15 protein-coding genes and 1 pseudogene are annotated in these 20286 nt (G+C 70.5%); 5 read left to right on the top strand and 11 right to left on the bottom strand.

The window, feature by feature from the left end; genetic code table 11:
- Positions 1 to 153: 153 nt before the first annotated feature.
- Positions 154 to 891: an aquaporin gene (locus LR269_RS15005; RefSeq protein ID WP_231431557.1), complete on the top strand. Its 738-nt coding sequence runs from the start codon at positions 154 to 156 to the stop codon at positions 889 to 891.
- A gap of 141 nt (positions 892 to 1032) precedes the next feature.
- On the opposite strand, the gene LR269_RS15010 is transcribed toward LR269_RS15005, so the two are convergent.
- Positions 1033 to 2031, bottom strand: coding sequence for a stage II sporulation protein M (locus LR269_RS15010; protein ID WP_231431558.1), 999 nt, complete (start codon positions 2029 to 2031; stop codon positions 1033 to 1035).
- Positions 2032 to 2048: 17 nt separating this feature from the next.
- Here LR269_RS15010 and LR269_RS15015 point away from each other — a divergent pair, with 17 nt between their 5' ends.
- A complete protein-coding gene (locus LR269_RS15015; protein WP_231431559.1) occupies positions 2049 to 2909 on the top strand; it encodes an RDD family protein in 861 nt (286 codons plus the stop codon).
- Positions 2910 to 3010: 101 nt separating this feature from the next.
- Here LR269_RS15015 and ahcY read toward each other — a convergent pair whose 3' ends face one another.
- The 3 genes and pseudogenes from ahcY to LR269_RS15030 form a co-directional block, all read right to left on the bottom strand.
- Positions 3011 to 4492, bottom strand: a complete 1482-nt coding sequence (gene ahcY, locus LR269_RS15020) for an adenosylhomocysteinase (RefSeq protein WP_231431560.1) — start codon at positions 4490 to 4492, stop codon at positions 3011 to 3013.
- A gap of 64 nt (positions 4493 to 4556) precedes the next feature.
- Entirely contained in the window at positions 4557 to 5993 is a 1437-nt protein-coding gene (locus LR269_RS15025; RefSeq protein ID WP_231431561.1) for a phosphomannomutase/phosphoglucomutase, read from the bottom strand.
- A 32-nt stretch (positions 5994 to 6025) separates the two neighbouring features.
- Positions 6026 to 6205: pseudogene (locus LR269_RS15030) on the bottom strand (DUF3499 family protein); the annotation flags it as partial.
- A 45-nt stretch (positions 6206 to 6250) separates the two neighbouring features.
- On the opposite strand from LR269_RS15030, the gene LR269_RS15035 reads away from it, so the two are divergent.
- The gene (locus LR269_RS15035; RefSeq protein ID WP_231431563.1) at positions 6251 to 6691 is read left to right on the top strand and encodes a hypothetical protein; all 441 of its coding nucleotides are present in this window, start codon (positions 6251 to 6253) and stop codon (positions 6689 to 6691) included.
- A 49-nt stretch (positions 6692 to 6740) separates the two neighbouring features.
- On the opposite strand, the gene LR269_RS15040 is transcribed toward LR269_RS15035, so the two are convergent.
- The 5 genes from LR269_RS15040 to LR269_RS15060 all read right to left on the bottom strand — a co-directional run bounded on the left by LR269_RS15040 (position 6741) and on the right by LR269_RS15060 (position 13184).
- A complete protein-coding gene (locus LR269_RS15040) occupies positions 6741 to 8216 on the bottom strand; it encodes a DUF5719 family protein (RefSeq protein ID WP_231431564.1) in 1476 nt (491 codons plus the stop codon).
- Positions 8206 to 11331, bottom strand: a complete 3126-nt coding sequence (locus tag LR269_RS15045; protein ID WP_231431565.1) for a glycosyltransferase family 2 protein — start codon at positions 11329 to 11331, stop codon at positions 8206 to 8208. The genes LR269_RS15040 and LR269_RS15045 overlap by 11 nt, the downstream gene beginning before the upstream one ends.
- A 106-nt stretch (positions 11332 to 11437) precedes the next feature.
- Complete coding sequence (locus LR269_RS15050) at positions 11438 to 11758, bottom strand: WhiB family transcriptional regulator (RefSeq protein ID WP_231431566.1); 321 nt, start codon at positions 11756 to 11758, stop codon at positions 11438 to 11440.
- 169 nt (positions 11759 to 11927) lie between these two features.
- Positions 11928 to 12890, bottom strand: a complete 963-nt coding sequence (gene galE, locus LR269_RS15055; protein ID WP_231431567.1) for a UDP-glucose 4-epimerase GalE — start codon at positions 12888 to 12890, stop codon at positions 11928 to 11930.
- Positions 12891 to 13037: 147 nt separating this feature from the next.
- Positions 13038 to 13184, bottom strand: a complete 147-nt coding sequence (locus LR269_RS15060) for a hypothetical protein (protein ID WP_231431568.1) — start codon at positions 13182 to 13184, stop codon at positions 13038 to 13040.
- A 99-nt stretch (positions 13185 to 13283) separates the two neighbouring features.
- Here LR269_RS15060 and LR269_RS15065 point away from each other — a divergent pair, with 99 nt between their 5' ends.
- Positions 13284 to 14240: a GlxA family transcriptional regulator gene (locus LR269_RS15065; protein WP_231431569.1), complete on the top strand. Its 957-nt coding sequence runs from the start codon at positions 13284 to 13286 to the stop codon at positions 14238 to 14240.
- A 34-nt stretch (positions 14241 to 14274) separates the two neighbouring features.
- Here the strand turns inward: LR269_RS15065 and manA are convergent, their stop codons facing one another.
- Positions 14275 to 15549 (bottom strand): mannose-6-phosphate isomerase, class I, encoded by a 1275-nt coding sequence (manA, locus tag LR269_RS15070; RefSeq protein WP_231431570.1) that lies wholly within the window; start codon positions 15547 to 15549, stop codon positions 14275 to 14277.
- 253 nt (positions 15550 to 15802) lie between these two features.
- On the opposite strand from manA, the gene LR269_RS15075 reads away from it, so the two are divergent.
- Positions 15803 to 17386 carry a polysaccharide pyruvyl transferase family protein gene (locus tag LR269_RS15075; protein WP_231431571.1) on the top strand — a complete coding sequence of 528 codons (1584 nt, stop codon included), beginning with the start codon at positions 15803 to 15805 and terminating at the stop codon, positions 17384 to 17386.
- A 210-nt stretch (positions 17387 to 17596) separates the two neighbouring features.
- Here LR269_RS15075 and LR269_RS15080 read toward each other — a convergent pair whose 3' ends face one another.
- Positions 17597 to 20203: a CDP-glycerol glycerophosphotransferase family protein gene (locus tag LR269_RS15080; RefSeq protein WP_231431572.1), complete on the bottom strand. Its 2607-nt coding sequence runs from the start codon at positions 20201 to 20203 to the stop codon at positions 17597 to 17599.
- Positions 20204 to 20286 lie beyond the last annotated feature (83 nt).

The raw sequence follows: 20286 nt of genomic DNA on the forward strand, positions 1-20286 counted from the left end.
GCTGTTGCACGACGACTCGATTCGAGACATTCGCCCGAGGTTCACGCGCCGACGAGTTCGGGGTCGCTACGCTCTGGAAGGCGCCGTCGAGGCCGTGCGCCGCGTCCGCCGACCGCTCGATCCGCCGAGCCGGTCCCAACGAAAGGCACTCAGATGTCCGACACAGCACCCGCCGTCGATGCACCCTCGACCGGCAAGAAGCTCACCGCCGAGCTCCTCGGCACCTTCATCCTCGTCTTCGGCGTGATCGGCACGGCGATCTTCTCGGCGGCCGACGGCGTGGGCCTGCTCGGCGTCGCCTTCGGCCTCGGCCTCTCCGTCGTCGTGGGCATCTACGCCTTCGGCCCGATCTCGGGCGGCCACTTCAACCCGGCCGTCACGCTCGGGCTCGCGATCGCCGGCCGGTTCGCCTGGCGCGACACGCTCGGCTACATCGTCGCGCAGATCGTCGGCGGCATCCTCGGCTCGGTCGTGCTGCTCGGCATCCTCTCCACGGGGCCGAAGTTCGACATGGCGATCTTCCAGGGCGTGTCGACCGGCTACGACGAGCTCTCCCCGGGCGGGTTCGGCCTCGTGTCGTTCTTCATCGCCGAGATCATCGCGACCGCGGTGTTCCTGTTCGTGATCCTCGGCGTCACCTCGGCCGGCCGCGCCGCGTCGAACCTCGCCCCGCTCGCGATCGGCCTCACCCTCACGGTGCTCGTGCTCGTCGCCGGGTACGTCACCAACGGCTCGTTCAACCCGGCCCGCTCGATCGCGACCGCGATCTTCGGCGGCCAGCTCGCCCTGAGCCAGCTCTGGGCGTCGATCGTCGCACCGATCGTCGGTGCGCTGCTCGCCGGCATCATCTACAAGGCGGTCTTCGACCGGCCGACGCGCCTCACGGCGTAGGTTCGCCCGGCCGTACGGCCGCGATCGCACGAAGGCGGATGCCCCCGAGGCATCCGCCTTCGTCGTGTCCGCCCTCCCCACCCGATGAGGCAGCCTCCCGACCAGGAGGCTGAAGGAACGGACCTGGGCGGAGGTCGCGCGTCAGCCGGCGACGATGCGGGTCGCGCCCGCCTCGAAATCCACGAGGTCGCCGGTCGCGCCGGCCCGCCACGCACGGCGACCGACGACGAGCATGTAGAAGAGGAGCGCGCCGAGCGCGAGTGCGCCGATGCCGATCTTCACGGGCCACGGCCACGGCGCCGGGGTGACGAAGCCCTCGATGACGCCGGCGACGAAGAGGAAGAACACGAGCCCGATCGCGACCGTGAACAGCGCCCGCGCGTCCTCGGCGAGCGCGACGCCCCGCGGTCTCGGCCCCGGTGCGACCCACGCCCAGAAGATGCGCAGTCCCGCCGCCGCCGCGATGAACACGCACGTGAGCTCGAGCAGGCCGTGCGGCGCGATGTAGAGGAAGAACGTGTCGCCCTCGTCGTACGTGAACATGATGGCGGCGTTGATGCCGAGGTTCTGCGCGTTCTGCATGATCACCCAGGGCACCCACACCCCGAGGATGCCGAACGCGACGCACTGTGCGGCGACCCACCAGTTGTTCGACCACACCGATCCCGCGAACGAGCCGGCCGGGTGCTCGGAGTAGTAGGCGACGAAACCCTCCTCCGCGATCTGGCGGAGCTCGCGCTCAGAGCCGAGCGAGGCGAGCACGCGCGGATCGCCCATGATCCACCACGCGTAGAGCCCGGCGATCACGAACGTCGCGAGGGCGACCGCGAGCGTCGGCCAGCGAAGCCGGTAGAGGGAGGCAGGCAGGTCGGCCGCGACGAATCGGGCGAGCCGGCGCAGCGGATTCTCGGGCGCGGCCGTGAAGCGCAGGCGCGACCGCGAGAGGCTCAGCGAGAGACGGTCGCCGAGGGCGGTCGAGCCCGCCGTCGACTTCACGAGCGACAGGTCGGATGCCGCGGCCTGGTACCGCTCGATGAGCTCATCGGTCTCGGGGCCGGACAAGCGCCGCGATCCGCGCGCGAGCGCGTCGAGCCGCTGCCAGTCGTCGTGGCGTGCGGCGGCGAGGGCTTCGAGGTCCATCTGCTTGAATACTACCCATGGCGTCTCCGACCGGCACGGCACCCCAGGGGGCCGCCTTCGTGCGCGTCGGCCGGTTCCAGGACGACGGCGTGCTCACCGGCGAGGCGGTCTCGCTCGACGTGCGCCCCGCGAGCGTGCTCATGCGCGCCGGCGGTGCGGCGATCGACGTGCTCGTGAGCATCGCGCTCATCCTCGGGCTGCTCTGGATCGTCGCGAGCCTCGGCGCCGACGAGGCGGCGCTGCGCGCGGCGATGATCGCGGGCATCGTGACCGTCATCGTGATCGTGCCGACGGCGGTCGAGACGGCGGCCCGCGGGCGTTCCCTCGGCAAGCTCGCGCTCGGACTCCGGGTCGTCCGCGACGACGGCGGCGCGAGCGGATTCCGGCACGCGTTCATCCGCGCGCTCGTCGGCGTCGTCGAGATCTACATGACGTTCGGCGGGCTCGCGCTGCTCGTCGGCTTCCTCAATCCGTCGTCGAAGCGGCTCGGCGACATCCTCGCCGGCACCCACTCGCAGGTCGAGCGGGTGCCTGCGCCGCCGTCGAACGCCTTCGGCGTGCCGGTGCAGCTCGCGGCGTGGGCGACGACCGCCGACGTCGCACGACTGCCCGACCCGCTCGCGCGACGCGTCGCGTCGTTCTTCGCGAACGTCGAGCACCTCGTGCCCGAGAGCCGCGCACGCGTCGCCGCGTCGCTCGCCACCGAGGTCTCCCCCTACGTGTCGCCGGTGCCGGCCGCGCCGCCCGAGCTCTTCCTCGCCGGGGTCGCCGCGCTCCGCCGCGAACGCGACGCCGCGGCGCTCTCGCTCGAAGATGCGCGCATCGCCGCACTCGCGCCCGTGCTCACGTCGCGCCCGGCCGGGTTCCCCGAGCGCTGACGTCGGCCACGAGGCATCCGCGCCGCACGCACGTCGGACTCCGGCGTGGCGCCGCACGCCGCACGCCGCCCGCCGGCTCGCCGACGAGCGGATGCGCGCGCTCAGTACCGGTAGTGGTCGACCTTGTACGGGCCCTCGACCGGCACGCCGATGTAGGCGGCCTGCTCGGGGCTCAGCGTCGTGAGCTGCACGCCGAGCGAGTCGAGGTGCAGGCGGGCGACCTTCTCGTCGAGGTGCTTCGGCAGCACGTACACGCCGACCGGGTACGCGTCGGGACGGGTCCACAGTTCGATCTGGGCGAGCACCTGGTTGGCGAACGAGTTCGACATGACGAACGAGGGATGGCCGGTGGCGTTGCCGAGGTTCATGAGGCGTCCCTCGCTCAGCACGAGGATCGAGCGGCCGGTCGGCAGCCGCCACTCGTGCACCTGGGGCTTGATCTCGACCTTCTCGGCGCCCGCGAGCGACTCGAGCGCGGCCATGTCGATCTCGTTGTCGAAGTGGCCCACGTTCGCGACGATCGCGAGGTGCTTCATCGCGAGCATGTGCTCGAGGCGGATGACGTCCTTGTTGCCCGTGCACGTGACGAAGATGTCGACCTCGCCGACCGCGTCCTCGACGCGGGCGACCTGGTAGCCGTCCATCGCGGCCTGCAACGCGCAGATCGGGTCGACCTCGCTCACGATGACGCGCGCGCCCTGGCCGCGCAGCGCCTCGGCGGCGCCCTTGCCGACGTCGCCGTAGCCGACGACGAACGCGACCTTGCCGCCCATGAGCACGTCGGTGGCCCGGTTGAGCCCGTCGGGCAGCGAGTGGCGGATGCCGTACTTGTTGTCGAACTTCGACTTCGTGACCGAGTCGTTGACGTTGATCGCCGGGAAGAGCAGCCCGCCGGCGGCGTGCAGCTCGTAGAGCCGGTGCACGCCGGTCGTCGTCTCTTCGGTGACGCCCTTGAGCTCGGCGGCGATACGGGTCCAGCGGTCGGGGCTGAGCTCGAGCGAGCGGCGCAGGGTGTCGAGCACCACGCGGTACTCCGCGCTGTCGCCCGGGGATGCCTCGGGCACGGCGCCCGCGGCCTCGACGTCGCGACCGCGGTGCACGAGCAGCGTGGCGTCGCCGCCGTCGTCGAGGATCATGTTGGGCCCGATCCAGTCGGCGCCGGCCGCCGTCGCCTCGGCGCTCCAGTCGAAGATGCGGTCGGTGCACCACCAGTACTCGTCGAGGGTCTCGCCCTTCCAGGCGAACACCGGCACCCCCGCGGGCGCGTCGACGGTGCCCTCGGGACCGACGACGACCGCGGCGGCCGCCTCGTCCTGCGTCGAGAAGATGTTGCAGCTCGCCCACCGCACCTGCGCCCCGAGGGCGACGAGCGTCTCGATGAGCACCGCGGTCTGCACGGTCATGTGCAGGCTGCCGGCGATGCGGGCCCCCGCGAGCGGCTTCGCGGCGCCGAACTCGGCTCGCAGCGCCATGAGCCCCGGCATCTCGTTCTCGGCGAGCCGCAGCTGGTGTCGCCCCGCCTCGGCGAGCGAGAGGTCGGCGACCTTGAACGGGAGGGCGATGGTGGCGGGCTCGATGCTCATGCCGACCATTCTCGCAGGCCCGCGCGATGGGCGACGTCGCGTAACTCGTGTCGGCCGAGGACTCCTACTCGACGCGGATGAGCGCGAGCACCTCGTCGCGGATCGCGGCCATGGTCGGCTCGTCGCCGCCCTCGACGTTGAGCCGCAGGAGCGGCTCGGTGTTCGAGGGGCGCACGTTGAACCACCAGAACGGCTCGTCTCCCGCGGTGACGCCCGTGACGGTCAGTCCGTCGAGCTCGTCGAACTCGCCGCGGCCGGTGAACGCCTCGACCACGCGCGTGTAGGCCGAGGGCACGTCGTCGACGACCGAGTTGATCTCGCCCGAGAGCGAGTACGGCGTGAAGCGGGCGGCGACCTCCGACAGCGGTGCCGACTGCGCCCCGAACTCGGCGAGCACGTGCATCGCGGCGAGCATGCCGTTGTCGGCGCCCCAGAAGTCGCGGAAGTAGTAGTGGGCCGAGTGCTCGCCGCCGAACACCGCCCCGGTCGCCTTCATCTGGTCCTTGATGAGCGAGTGCCCGACGCGCGTACGCACGGGGATCGCCCCGGCCGCCTCGATCGTCTCGGGCACGAAGCGCGAGGTGATGAGGTTGTGGATGACGTTCACCCCGGTCTCGCCGGCCGCGGTGACGCGTGCGATCTCGCGCAGTGCCACGATCGCTGCGACGGCCGAGGGGCTCACCGCGCCGCCCTGCTCGTCGACGACGAAGCACCGGTCGGCGTCGCCGTCGAAGGCGAGTCCGAGGTCGGCGCTGTGCTCGACCACGGCGCGCTGCAGGTCGACGAGGTTCGCAGGCTCGAGCGGGTTCGCCTCGTGGTTCGGGAAGGTGCCGTCGAGCTCGAAGTACAGGGGCACGATCTCGAGCGGCAGCGCGGGCAGGCCGGCAGCCTCGCCGAGCACGGCGGGGACGGTGAGCCCGCCCATGCCGTTGCCGGCGTCGACGACGATCTTCAGCGGGCGAACACTCGACAGGTCGACGAGCGACCGCAGGTACGCCGCGTAGTCGGCGAGCACGTCGGCCTCGGTCACGGCGCCGGCGGTCTCTGCGACGGGGATGCCGCCCTCGAGGTAGTCGGCGGCGCGATCGCGGATCGCCGCGAGTCCGGTGTCGAGCGAGATGCCCTGCGCGCCGGCGCGGGAGAACTTGATGCCGTTGTACGCGGCGGGGTTGTGGCTCGCAGTGAACATCGCGGCCGGGGCGTCGAGCGAACCGGATGCGAAGTAGCTCTCGTCGGTCGAGCACAGCCCGATCGAGACGACGTCGGCTCCGCGCACCGATGCGCCCGCCGCGAACGCCGCCGCGAACCCGGGCGACGAGTCGCGCATGTCATGGCCGACGACGACGCGGCCGCCTGCGGCGCCCACCTCGTCGACGAAGGCCGCTCCGAGCGCCTCGACGGTCTCGTCGGTCAGCCCCTCGCCCACGATCCCGCGGACGTCGTAGGCCTTCACGATCGCCTCGAGGCGCGCACGAGCGCCGGACGCTGCAGCGGGACTCATGCTTTGAAACCTACCTCACCGAGTGAGACGTGCCGCACGACCTGCCAGCCGACGGGTGCCGACGTGCGCTCGGCGTGGCGGGCGCACAGGTCGTAACCGTGCGGCTCGGGCACGGTCGCGAGCGGCCCCAGCACGGCCATCGAATCGGCGTAGTCGAAGGTCAGGGTCGCGACCGCCTCGGCGGCGCATGCGGTGCGCGAACAACGTCTCATGGCAGATCAAGATTAGCGACGACCCCCGCCATTACGATGGAGGGTATGCCCCGCTCTCGTCGTGTCGCCGACCCGCGCTCTCCGAGGCGGCTCGCCCGCGACCGCCACGGGCGCGGCATGCGCTCGCCGGTGACCGGTCCGCACCTCCCGATGCTCACGAACCGGCTCGACGAGTTCGAGCTCACGGTCGCGACGACGGTGTCGTACCTGCGCGGCCTCTGGCCCGAGCTCGAGGGGGTCGTCTTCGAGGTCGCCCAGGCGCCGGCCGAGGCCATTCACGATGATCACATCGACCGGTGGAAGGTCTACCACGACGAGCGGCGCATCGTCTTCTTCCGGTTGCCGATCGTGCGGTTCCTGCGGCTGCAGGAGGGTGAAGACAAAGACGAGAAGCTCCTGGTCGAGAGTTGCGTGTTCCGCGCGATCGCGGACTTCCTCGGGCGCGACCCGTGGGAACTCGCCCCCGGGCGGTATCGCCACTTCTGACCCCGGTGATCCGGTAGCGCGAAGCGCGTACGAGGCCCCGCCGCGGCCGTCAGTGCGGGAACACCCGCAACGGCGAGTCGAGCGGCCCCGGTGGGCGCACCGGGAACGAGGACAGTGCCCGCTCGCCCGAGTACGCCACGGTCGCGTGCAATCCGGCCGTCCCGTCGAGTTCGACGACACCGCGTGCCTCGACCTCGATCGCCTCGGTCGTGCCAGGGGCGATCCGCACCTCGCGCTCATCGCCGTCGACCGTGAGCGTCGCCTCGACCTCGTCGTCGCCGGGGTTCGCGAGGTGCAGCACCGGGTTCGGCCCGCGCGGAACTGCGATGACCGCCGTGTCGAGCAGCGGCAGCGTCGCCGCGGTCCAGGCGAGGTCGACGGATGCCTCGCGGTCGTCCCCGTCGGGGTCGGTCTGCGCCTGCGGGGAGCCGGTCGTCGCGCGCGCGGCGGCGACGATCGGCCCGTCGGCCTCGAGCGCGATGGTGTACTCGCCCGCATCGAGGTCGCCGAGCGGCACGTCGCTGACGATCCCCGGCTCGAGCGTCGCATCGATGCTGCCGCCTCCACCGCCCGACTCGGGAGCGATGTCGATCGAGACCTGCACGGGATCGTCGCCGGTCGCGAGGAGCCTCACTGCCGGGAAGGCGTCGCCCTCGGCGTGGTCGTCCGTCGCGTCGACGCCGCCGTCGACCGGCACGGTGAAGCCGGGGATGATCTGGACCTCGGCGGGCGTCGCGGTCGGCCCGACGAGTTCGACGCCCGCCGGCGTGAGCCCCTCGACGACGGTGTGCTCGAGCGACGCGGCGATCCCACCGCCGGTGCTCGTGACGTGCACGACGGGCGAGGCGAGGTTCGGGGCGAGCCCGGCCAGCGAGACGACGCGCTGTTCGCCGGCCGGCACCGTGATGCCGAGACCCGACGGTGCGTCGACCGCGCCGCCCTCGCCGATCACGCGGACATCGACGGTCGACGCGACGGCGGTCGGGTTCGAGAGCAGCACGAGCCCCGAGCGCCCGACGTCGGTGGCGCCGCCGACGAGCCACGCCTCGGTGACGACCTCGTCGCAGGCGGCCGCGGCGTATCCGGCGATCGTGTCGCGCGAGACCTGCTGCCCCTGCGCACCGGCGAGCATGCCCGCCTCGACCGCACCGGCCTCGGTGGTCAGCGCGAGCGGGGTGCCGTCGCGGTCGGCACGAGGATTCTCGGGGGCGGCGAGTGGGGTCTCGGCGACCTCGGCATCGTCGGGGACGGCGCCGTGCGTCACGGAGGTCGTCCCGACCGAGCTCGCGGTCGTCGCCTCATCGGGGTCGTCGCCGAGCGAGAGCAGCGGGCCGGGGCACACCCGCAGCTGTCCCGTCTCGGCAGGCTTCACGACGAGCGACGGCGGCGTGATGCGGTGCTCCGGCCACGGCACCAGCGCGGCCGCCGCGAGGGCGCCGACGGCGATGCCGGCCGCGATCACGACGGCGAGGCCGCGTGCGCCGATCCGGGCGAGCCGGCGGCCGAGGTTGCGCTCAGCGGCCATCGTCGTCTCCTTCGGTCGCGTCGGGCTCGGGTTCGGTTCGCGGCGGTTCGGACGCCTCCGGCTCGCCACCGTCGGTCGCGTCGGCGGACGGCTCGACGTCGTCGGTTGCCGTCGTGGGATGCTCGTCGTAGAAGGCCGCGGCCTGCGGCTCGTCGTCGACGGGCTCGGTCTTCGGGGCCGGCTCGAGCGATCCGCTCCCCGGTGGCGACGTCATCCCGTCGTCGGATCCGGCGGCGACGATGCCGCTCGCATCTTCCGCCCCGCCCGCTGCCGCGACCGGCTTCGGCTTGCGTGCACGGATCAGCGGGCGCCGCGCGGGTCGACGCTGCGGACTCCGGTCGGCTTCGCGGCCGGCACCCGTCGGAATCGAGAGCAGCAGCGTCGCTCCGAGCACGATGAGCTGCACGACGGCGACCGCGCCGACCAGCCAGCTGCTCGCCTCCGGCGGGATCTGCGCCGCCGAGGCATCCGGTTCTGCCGACGTGAACCGCCAGAGCGTGCCGAAGTCGGTCTCGCCGACGGCCACGAGCGCCGCGTTGCCGTCGAGCGCGGTACGCGCTCGCTCGGCGGTGGCGACCGCGGCGCGGTCGTCGACCTCGGGGTCGTCGAGCAGCACGAACGAAGCGCCGAACTCGCGCACCGCGGCCTCCGGGTCGAAGCCGCTCCGCGACGCGAGGTTGCCCGCGATCTCGGCGAGCTGCTCCTCATCGGCCGAGAGCGTCAGTGCGGTGGCGTCGAGGGTCGATTGCTCGTCGAGCGTGGTCCCCGCGCCGCGCTCGAGCGTCGCGCGGAGGCTGCCGTCGGCGTCGGGCGTCATGCGGAGCGTCGTGACGCGGGAGTCGTTCTCGGCTTCGGCACCGACGAACGCCGGCAGCGTGCGCACCGCGGCGGGCCGTACGGCGACCGTGCCCGTGGCGAGGTCGATCGCCGTCGGCACGACGGCGGCGACGACGGCGGCGAGCACGACCCATGCCACGAGCGCACGGCCTCGTCGCAGCGCGTCGAGCGCGACGACGGCGGCGAGCACGAGCCCGATCCAGGCGAGGCTGAGACCGGCACCCGACCACAGCGGCACAGCGGTCGCACCCGAGCTCGACAGTGCGAGGTGCGTCGCGAGCAGGGCGGTCGCGAAGCCGAGCAGCGCCGCCCCGAGCGCGAGCACGGCGGAGCGGAAGGCCGGCGCGAGCACCGCGGTGAGCGCGACGATCACGAGCGGCAGCACGAGCGCGCTGACGGCGATGCGGAAATCGACGCTCGTGGTCGCGAAGAAGCTGTTCCAGCCTCCCCACGAGCCGTCGGGCAGGCCGAGGGCGAGCTGCCACACCGACGGCACGGTGCTCTCGGTCGGCAGCCCGGGGTCGGCGAGCAGGCCGAGCAGATTGCCCCGGTCGATCTGCCCGATCACGAGCGGCGCGGCGAGCACGATCGCGGGGATGGGCAGGCCCACGAGCCGGACGGCGGCCCGCCCGCTCACGGCGAGCGCGACGATCCAGGCGATGAGCAGCGCCGGCGCGAGGCTCGGCGCCGCGGCGATCACCGCGGCGAACAGGAGCGATGCGGTCGCGGCAGCCGCCCACGAGGTCGCGGCGCCGAACGCCGCGAACGCGAGCCATGCCAACAGCACGTGTGCGAGGACGGCCCCGGGGCGCCCGTCGCCGAGGGCGATCAGGAACGGCGGGGCGAACGCCCACATCAATGCGGCGACCGCCCGGAGCGACCCGCGCTCGGTCAGTCGCGATGCCGCGAACCAGGCGCCGAGCGCCGCCGCCGGGATCGCGAGGAGCCACAGCAACAGGAGCGCGGTCGACGGCGCCCAGAAGGTCACGGATCCGAGCACGGCGAGCGCCCCGGCGAACGGGTCGGCGCCGCCCATGAATCCGGGGCCGATGTCGCGCCAGCCGTAGGCGGCGTTGCGCCAGAGTGCGTCGAGGCCGTTCGAGAGCGGCTCGAGGCCGCCTCCGCTCACGCCGCCCGCGCCGAAGAGCCAGGAGAACAGCGCGATCGACGCGACGATCGAGGCGAGCAGGACCCAACCACCGCCCGTGCCGAGGAACTGGAGCTCGTGCTTGCGCCCGCGCGCGCGTTCGCGGCGGGCCTCCGCGGCGTGCTGCCGGCGGCGGCCCATCTCGTCGGGCTGCATGCGCAGCGGCGCGATCGCCGACCAGCCGACCGTGCGGGCGGACTTCAGCCTGCGGCGGGCACGCGGCACGCGGGCGCCCGAGAACATCGTCGTCACGGCGGCCGCGAACTCGCCGGGGATGGCGCCGGGCGCCTTCACGAGGAGCAGCCGGATCGAGCGGAGCACCGCAAGCGGCAGGAAGGTCAGCCAATGCAGCGGAGCGAGGACGAGGGGTGCGTAGACGAGACGCCGGTGCAGTTGCGCCGCGCGGGTGTTGCGGACGCGCCGGCGCGTCGTCCGCGCCTTCGGGCCCGTCTCGGGCCCGGCGACGCCGGCGCCCGCGAATCGCACCTTCGCCTCGGGTACGACCTCGACGCGGTGCCCGGCGAGGCGGGCCCGGATCGACAGGTCGAGCGCGTCGTCGACGGTGGGCAGGCCCGGGTCGAAGCCGCCGAGAGTGCGCCACACCGAGTGCCGCACGAGGATCGCCGCCGGGTCGAGCCCGAGCACGTCGCTCATGCCGTCGTGCTGACCCTGGTCGAGTTCGTCGGCGACGAGGGTGACGCTGCGACCGAGGCGCGTGACGGAGCGGCCGAAGCGGGCGATGCGGTCGGGCTCGTGCCATTCGACGAGCTTGGGCCCGGCGATCGCCACCGACTTGGCCGTCTCGAGGGTCGCCACGAGGCGGGCCAGGGCATCTGGCGCGGGCGCGCTGTCCTCGGCGAGCAGCCAGAGGGCATCGCCATCGGAGTCGGGCTCGTCGAGCACGCGATCGGCAGCGCGCACTGCTTCGCCGAAGGAGAGACGCTGGGAGAGGTCGACGAAGTGGGTGGGCGAGATCTTCGTGATCTGCTCTCGCGCAACCGTGTCGGCCTCGGTGAGCACGACGACGAGCGCATCAGGAGCGCGCTCCTGCGAGCGGATCGCCTCGAGCGTCTGACGGAGATGGTCGCCGCCGTGGTGCACGACGAGGACGGCGGTGACTCTGGGGAACATCGCAGTCAGCCTAAGCGGCGCACGCCGCTCGTCGGGAGACTCCCCCGGGCGCGCCTCGAAACCCGCGAAGACGAGTGCGGGGCCTGCCGAAGCAGGCCCCGCGAATTCACACCGCTCGCTTGCGCAGCTTGCGCCGCTCGCGCTCGGAGAGCCCGCCCCAGATGCCGAACCGCTCATCGTTGCCGAGCGCGTATTCGAGGCATTCGGCGCGGACCTCGCAGCCGGTGCAGATCTTCTTCGCGTCCCTCGTCGATCCGCCCTTCTCAGGGAAGAACGCCTCGGGATCGGTCTGCGCGCACAATGCGTCGCTCTGCCACGCCAACGGATTGTCGTCATCGACCGCCGGGCGCACACCGGGTACTCCCAGCCTGACCGGATCGACGAACCAATCGTCAGGTACTCCAGAACGATATTCAGGACTCGCCATATCGTCTCCCACCCAGTTGTACCGACCACCCGAAGGGTGTGTCATGAACAATTACACCCATGTAATTCCCGCGAGTCAAGTCGCAGATGGTAAACCCTCAATCACCTGTCGAGGCTTCACGCGGCACGCGACACGCCGGTGTGTTGGGGAGACGTTATGAATCGTCGGCTCACGCAGCGGCGCGGCGAGCCTCCCACGCCGTGCGCACCATCTCGGCGAGCGTGTGGCGCATCCTCCAGTCGAGGTCGCGGGCGGCGAGCTCGCCCGAGGCGACGATGCGGGCCGGGTCGCCGGCGCGGCGCGGCGCGATCTCGGGCGCGAACTCGATGCCGGTCACGTCGGCGACGGTGCGCATGATCTCCCCGACCGAGACGCCGTCGCCCGAGCCCAGGTTGTAGACCGGCTCGATCGGCTCGCCGGCGTCGAGCCGCTGTGCGGCCGCGACGTGCGCCTCGGCGAGGTCGGCGACGTGGATGTAGTCGCGCACGCATGTTCCGTCGGGCGTCGGGTAGTCTTCGCCGTTGATGCGGGGCGTACGGCCGTCGAGCAGCGCGTCGAACACCAGCGGGAAGAGGTTGTGCGGGCTCGGGTCGAAGATCTCGGGGGTGCCCGAGCCGACGACGTTGAAGTAGCGCAGGCTCGTGTGCGCGAGCCCCGCCGCGCGGCCCTGGTCGGCGAGGAGCCACTCGCCGATGAGCTTGGACTCGCCATAGGGCGATTCGGGATGCTTCGGGGTCGACTCCGTGACGAGGTCGACGTCGGGCGTGCCGTAGACGGCCGCGCTCGACGAGAACACGATGCGCGAGACGTCCTTCGACTCCATTGCCGCCAGCAGGGTGGACGTGCCCGTGACGTTCTGCTGGTACGTGTGAAGGGGGCGCTGCACCGAGACGCCGGCGTACTTGAAGCCGGCGAGGTGCACGACGCCGCGCACGTCGTAGCGCTCGAGGGTGGACTCGAGGAGGCGTCCGTCGAGGATGGAGCCCTGCACGAATGGCGTGCCGTCGGCGACGAAGCCGCGACGGCCCGACGACAGGTCGTCGACGACCACCGTGTCGATGCCCTTCGCCGCGAACGCCCGCACGACGTGCGCACCGATGTAGCCTGCTCCCCCGGTGACCAGCCAGCTCATGTTCCGCCTCTCCGGCGGCGGTGTCTCCGGCGCCCACACGATCCTAACGGGGGCGTCGAGCGGGCCGAGGAGCGAGCGCGGCGAGCGCCTCGAGACCCCGGCAGGCCAGGGCCGAGGGGTGGCGGCGGGACGGCTCGAGGCCCCGGGTCATCCGAGCCGCTCGACGTGCCGTACCCGGTCCCGGATCTCGGGCCTGCCGTAGCCGTCGCGACCGAGCCCCGCGACGGTGGCGACGACACCCCACACGGCGAGCGCGACGAGGACGGCGATGAGGAGGATCATGAAGATGGACATGGCAGTTAATGTATGGATTGCAAGATCCTGCCGACAGTGGCAGAGTTGACACAGAACAACTCATTCCTGCCATCGACTCGCCGACATCCGGAGGTCCGCATGCTCCGCTCCATCGCCTGTCTCGCCGTTCCCCAGATGGCGCCGTTCGAGTTCGGCGTGATCTGCGAGGTGTTCGGCATCGACCGATCCGAGCACGGCGGTCCGGTCTTCGACTTCCACGTCGTCGCCGCCGACCCCGGCACCGTGTCGACGAAGCTCGGCTTCGACCTCGTCGTGCACGAGGGCCTCGACTTCGCTCGCACCGCCGACCTCGTCGCGGTCCCGGCCGCGCTCATCGACCAGCCGGTCGACGAGCGCATCGCCGAGGTGCTCCGCGACGCCGTCGCCCGCGGCGCCTGGGTGCTGAGCGTCTGCTCGGGCGCCTTCATGCTCGGCAAGGCGGGCGTGCTCGCCGGCCGCCGCGCCACGACCCACTGGATGTACTCCGACCGCCTCGCCGCCGACTTCCCCGACACCGAGGTCGACCCCGACGTGCTCTTCGTGCAAGACGGCAAGGTCGTCACCGGCGCCGGAACGGCCGCCGGCATCGACGCCGCCCTGCACGTCGTGCGCACCGAGCTCGGGGCGAGCGCCGCGAACATCATCGCCCGCCGCATGGTGGTGCCACCGCAGCGCGACGGCGGCCAGTCGCAGTTCATCCAGACGCCGGTGGTCGAGTGCCGCAGCGACTCGTTCGCCACGATCACCGCGTGGATGCTCGAGCACCTCGACGAGGACCTCACCGTCGACCTGCTCGCGCGCAGGGCGCTGATGTCGCCCCGCACGTTCGCCCGCCGATTCCGGGCCGAGACCGGCACGACGCCGAACGCATGGCTCAACCGTCAGCGACTGCTGCGGGCGCAGCAGCTGCTCGAAGAGAGCGATCTCAACCTCGAGGAGATCGCCCGCGAGACCGGCTTCGGCACCGCTGCCGTCATGCGACACCATTTCGTCAAGGTGCTGCAGACGACTCCGACCGCCTACCGACGCCTGTTCGGCATGCGCGTCGCGAGCTGACCGTCGCTCCGAGGCGGAGGCCTCGAGCCCGCCCTCAGCCGACGCCGTTCGTCGCCACCCAGGCGACGCCCGGCCCGCTCACCACGACACGCCGCTCGTCGGGGGTGACGTAGGCGATCTCACCGCGCTCGAGATGCGCCTCGCCGAGTTCGCCGCGCAGGACGACCGGCCCGCCGTCGGCGATCACGATCGCGGGCCCGTCGAGGTCGGCGGCCGGCGCGGCGTCGGCGGCCGCGCCGGAGGCATCCGCATCGCCCGATGCAGCGCCCGAAAGCCGGTGCAGCACGAAGTCGGGCACGTCGGGACGGAACGTCTCGACGCCGGCGCGCGGCCGCTCGGGCTGGAGCCGGGGCGGCGCCCCGGGTGTGAAGTCGAGCACGTCGACGAGCTCCGACACATCGATGTGCTTCGGGGTGAGGCCGCCGCGCAGCACGTTGTCGCTCGCAGCCATGAGTTCGATGCCGAGCCCGTCGAGGTAGGCGTGGATGTTGCCCGCAGCGAGGTAGAGCGACTCGCCCGCGCGCAGCCGCACGCGATTGAGCAGCAGCGAGATGACGATGCCCGGGTCACCCGGATACGCGTCGGCGAGTGCGCCGACGGTCTCGAACGACGGTGCGTACGGGGAGACGGCCGCCTCGGGCGATGCGGCGAGCGCGACGACCCGCTCGATCACCCAGTTCGCCTCACCCGAGTCGCCGCCGCGGCCGTCGCGCAGCAGCCACTCGACGGTCGCCCGCAGCGGCTCTGGTTCGGCGAGGTGCTCGGCGAGCAGGTCGAGCGCGCCCGGCTGCGGCTCGGCCGACGCCGCATCGGCGGCGCGGAGCACGCGGAGGAGGCCCTGCACCTCGTCGAGCGGGCGGAACCCCGACAGCGCGTCGAACGTCTCGCTCACCGCGACGATGAGTTCGGGCTTGTGGAACTCGTCCTTGTAGTTGCGGTCGTACGCATCGATCGCGACTCCCTCGGCCTCTTCGCGGGCGAAGCCGGCTCGCGCCTGTGCGGGCGTCGGATGGGCCTGCAGCGACAGCGGTGCGCCCGCGGCGAGCACCTTGAGCAGGAACGGCAACCTCGCGCCCCGTGCCGCGAGCTCGGGCCCCAGCGCGGTCACCGGGTCGGCGGCGATCCACTCGGCGAGGTCGGCATGGCCGACGGATGCCGCGTCGACGATCTTCGACGGCGATCCGGCGTGCGCCCCCAGCCAGAGCTCGGCCTCTGGGTCACCCGACGCGGTGCGCCCGCGGTAGTCGGCGATCGCGGTGCGCGAGCCCCAGGCGTAGTCGCGCGGGGTGTTGTCGATCGTCACGAACATCCGTGCATGGTCCTCTCGTCGGCGTGACTCCCAGCGTATCGACGGGCCGGTCGTCATGACGGTGTCCGCTTCTGCGCGATCCGATGCGAGCCGATCGTGGGAACCGTCAGCATCGACCGCGACGACGATCACCTGACCGGAGCTGCACCACGCCCGTTCCCGTCACGTCCCACTCGTTCGGCTACGCCCGAGCGAGAGCCACTGATAGCCTGAATGCTCTCAGCCGGCTCGGCCCCACATCACCTGGAGCGGAATGTCAATCGTCATCATCGGAGATATCGGTTGGCGGAATCACTACCATCTCGGGGATGACGCGATGACCGAGGCCGCAATCGAGCAGTTGCGTCTTCGTGGTCACGAAGATCTGATCCTGACCGCCGGCGATCCCGATGCGGCCACTGAGTTGTACGGCCTCCCAGCGGTCCCGCGCTTCGGCTTCTCGGGGCGATGGGACCGAGCACGCTCGCTCGCGTGGCTCGATCGTGTGGTCGATGAGGCCGATCGCACCCACCCGGCGATCGCGGCCATCGCCTCGTCCGAAGCCCTCCTGATCGCGGGCGGCGGCAATCTCAATTCCCGGTACTTCCATCTCGCTCTCGACCGGCTGTGCGCAGTACGACTCGCACGCCGGTTCGACGTCCCTGTCTTCGTCTCGAGTCAGACCGTCGGCCCGTTCACCGATGACGTCGACGAAGCCCTCGTGATCGAGATCGCAAGGTCAGCACGACTGTTCGGAGCCCGCGACACCGCGAGCCACCGCTTGATCTCCCGACACACACCGGTCACCCACACCATGGATGACGCCGCAGCACTCTCACCCTCTCCGCTCGCGCGGCCGACCGGACGCTACATCGTCGGGAGCTTCGCCCCGAATCCCGAGGGATCAGGGCTGACGGACGTCGAGTACATCGACCAGATCGCACACACGCTCGACCGCCTCTCAACCGAGCTCGACGCGGACGTCGTGCTCATCCCCCACATGGGACCGTTGCACGGGGATCCGACCGGTGTCGACCAACGCGTGCACGCCGAGATCATCGGCTCGACGAAGAGCGGCCGTGTGCGGGCCACCGGAATCATGATGGCGCGCGACGCGATCAGCCATACCGCCCACGCGATCCTGTCGATCTCGACGCGCTATCACCCCGTCGTGTTCGCACCCATGGTGGGAACTCCTGCCATCGGCATCGCGCTCAACTACTACTCCTCGATCCGGATGCGCGGCGCGCTCGAGAACACCGGCCTGTCCGCTTTCGTGGCCCCGGCGGAGACGTGGTTCAGCGGCGGCGTGGAAGCGATGGCCGTGGAGCTCGCCGCTCGGGCGGATGAGTTCGCGGAGCACATCGCAGGTGTTCGCTCGACCCGCCAGCGCGAACTCCGCGCCTGGTGGGACGCGATATCTTCGGAGATCCGAGGCGCAGCGACGATGCCCGCGGCAGACCTCACGCCGGCGGCTCCGTTCCCGGCGACCGGTGGATGGCATGTGCCGCTCGAACAGGTGACTCGCGTGTCAGACCTCCTCGGGCTGGAACGGTTGACGAGCGAGCGGCAGTCTCAGCGCATCAACGAACTCGAATCCGCGATGGCTGAACTCTCATCGACGGCGGCGTCCCTGCGGGAGAACCTCGACTCCCTGCAGCGCGACCGAGATTCGCTGGGATCGGAGCTCGAGGCGCACCGGGAGCAGCTCGCGGCCGCGCATCGTGCCCTGACCCGATCGCAACGGGATCTCGAGATTCGCGACGGCGAGCTGGAGCGAGCCCTCTCGCGCCGCGCGGTCCGGCTGGCCGACGCCGCCGGGAGGCAGTGGCGAAGGCTGCGGGGCATCCGCACGTAGCGGGTCCGGATCAGCTGCCGGATCCGAAGGGTGCTTGATGGCGGGTCTGCGCACCTCGGGGAGACGTCTCCACACCTCGTCACCCGAGTAGCGATGACGACCGCTCCTCATCGGGAGCTCCGCCGAGCAGTCCGGAGTCCGCCCGATGATCTCTCGAGATGATCGAGCGACTTCGGACTGCTCAGTCGCAGATTCGGTGTCGCAATCGTGCTAGCCGACTCGCGTTTCGAGTGCTCGAATAGCGGCCACCGTCCGCTCGGACGCCCGACCGTCCCGGAACGCGAAGACCCGTCGAATGCGGTCGCCGTAGATGCGATCGAAGGCGTCGCCATCGACGATCGACGACTCGATCGCCGAGATGACCTCGTCATGGCCCGCGACCACCGGTCCGAAACCATCGGTCTCGTAGCTGAATTCGCCCCGGCGGAACGCGTGGCTGCCAGAGAAGAACTCATCATGGTCGAACTGGTAGTAGACCACGCCGGAACCGACGTACGCCGCTTCGAACGCAAGCGATGAGTAGTCGGTCACCGCGAGTCTCGATCTCGCGATCCATGTCTTGATGTCGGATTCAGCGTACGAAACGAGCTGTACCCAGTCCGGAACATCCGATGGGAGGATGTGACCCTGCATGTTCGGATGCGGGGCGAAGGCCACTTGCAGGCCCGTCCGCTCAGCGAGGCTTCGGAGCCGATCGCTCGCCACGACCTCCATCCAGGAACGGAAATACCGCGAGTCCCGGAAGCCTTCGAGCGCGCTGCGCTCGTTGGTCTTCCCATCGACGAGTTCGAGCAGCGACTTGCGCCACGTCGGAATGATCAGCAGGAGGTCGCGTCGGCCATTCGACGCCAGCTGTTCGAGTTCGTCGTGCCTGGGGAACCCCGTGAGCACGACTTCCTTCGAGGTGAGCTTGTATGCTCCCCCCGATCTGGTGAACTCGTGCTGCTCCTGCTCGGTCGCCGTGATCGTGAGGCCGATGGGCTTCGCGTTCATCCACCGCGAGAGGTCGTTATGGGTGACGCCGTGCGAGAGGAAGGTGAACGTCGGAGCGGCCTTCCAGAGCGCCTTCTCGGGGAACGGGTGGAGGATGTAGTGGTCCATCTGCGACGAGATCAGATGCCGCGCGTGGTACCAGAGCGCGAGATGTTCACGAGACCGGTGTGCGACGACGCGGAATCCCTCGCGCTTCAGCCGCGTGTAGTCGGGCGACTCTCGATCGACGACGAAGTAGGCGTTCACCTCGGGCTCATGCTGCGCGAGATAGCGATAGAGGGACTCCGCGTTGTCGCGCCCGATCGTGTCCCGATCGATGAGCAGCCATGCGTTCGCGTACTGCTTCGCCGCGGAGGCAGACTTCGCATACCTGCGCCACTCCCGTTGCCGCGACTTGGTCAACTCGCGCCGTGCTCGATTCGCGACGCGGGCGGCCAGGGTCGCCCGTGAACGAACCGCTGCAACTGTGCGCGGGTGGTTCTTGAACGGCGGATTCGCTCGTCGAAGCTTCTGCCAGATGTGGCCCGGCGTCGCCTCGATGATCGCCTGGCCCGGGTTCCCGAACCTCAGTCGTTCCGGCATCGACCGACCCGCCCGTTGAACGGTGACGTCCTGCATCGCGGAGACCCAGATGATCCGCTCCCACAGCCACGCTTCCCTGAAATAGACGAACGCGCGCGTCTTCGAGGCGAACGGCTGCACTTCGACGCCATCGAGACGAATGGTCTCGGTGGCGTCCACGGAGTCGGTGAAGTATCGGATGCAGACGAGTCCACGAGCAGAATCGAGCTCCGTGAGGTACACATCCTGATCGGCGAGCGCGCCGGTGCTTCGGAGGATCCACGCTTCCCGAATGTGAGGCGGGATGTCGGTCACGTTGTACTCGAGGATGACATGCCTGGAGATGTGACTCAGGTATCGCTCGAATCGGCGGTTGATCGCGACGCATTCCGCGACGCTCAGTCCGGCCGTCGGCGAATCGTTCCTCAAGTCCATCTTGAAGTACCACTGAAGGTCGTACAGCATCATGTACTGCAGCCACCGCGGCACCGGCATGTCGGAGAAGTACTTCTGGGCGACTCGAGCGAAGCCGTGCTCCAACGCGCCATCGAATCGGTCTGCTCGCGTCCACGCGTTGTCGAGCTGCGAGGTTCCGTCATCGCGCTTCCGATAGAAGTACTCCGCCTCGGCGACGAACGCGATCCTGCGGCGCGGTGAGCTGGCGAGGACCTCAGCGGTGAAGACACCGTCCTCCACCGTCGAGACACGGTCATCGAATTCCAGGGCGATCGAACGGATCGCGTCGAGCCGGAACGCCGCCGAATTCACGGCGAAGGGGAAGAACCGGGGCGATTCATCGATATCCACGACGCGCGTTCCACGGGAGAAGCGGAAACGGAACGGGTGCGAGTCCGTCGCACTCGCGGGACTGCCGAAGAAGGGCAGGAATCGGGCGACTGCGACGTCGACGTCGTCCCGCTCGACGCAATCGATCAGGGAGCGCACGTAGCCCGCGCCGAGCACATCGTCAGGGTCGGGGAAGCTGATCCAGACTCCGGAGGCCACCGCCATCCCGGCGTTCCGCGCACTGCTGAGTCCCCCGTTCTCCTTCGTGACGATCTGAGTCCTGATCCGCGAATGCTCGGCGACCCAGTCGCGGATGACCTGCTCACTGCGGTCGGTCGCCCCGTCGATGGTGAAGATCACCTCGGCGGAGTCCAGTGCGGCCCCCTGGGCGGCGATACTTTCGAGGAACTCCGGAAGCCAGCGTTCGACGTTGTAGACCGGGATGACCAACGAGAGTGTCGGACGTGCTTGCGTCATAGGGCGGGCCTCCGAGTGTCGAGAGCAGGAATCGCATGACCGCCGAACAGGCGGACCGGGCTCCGACCGCGCCTTCGTGTTCG

Origin of the sequence: Agromyces sp. S2-1-8 (assembly GCF_021129215.1) — a bacterium.
Lineage (GTDB): Bacteria > Actinomycetota > Actinomycetes > Actinomycetales > Microbacteriaceae > Agromyces > Agromyces chromiiresistens.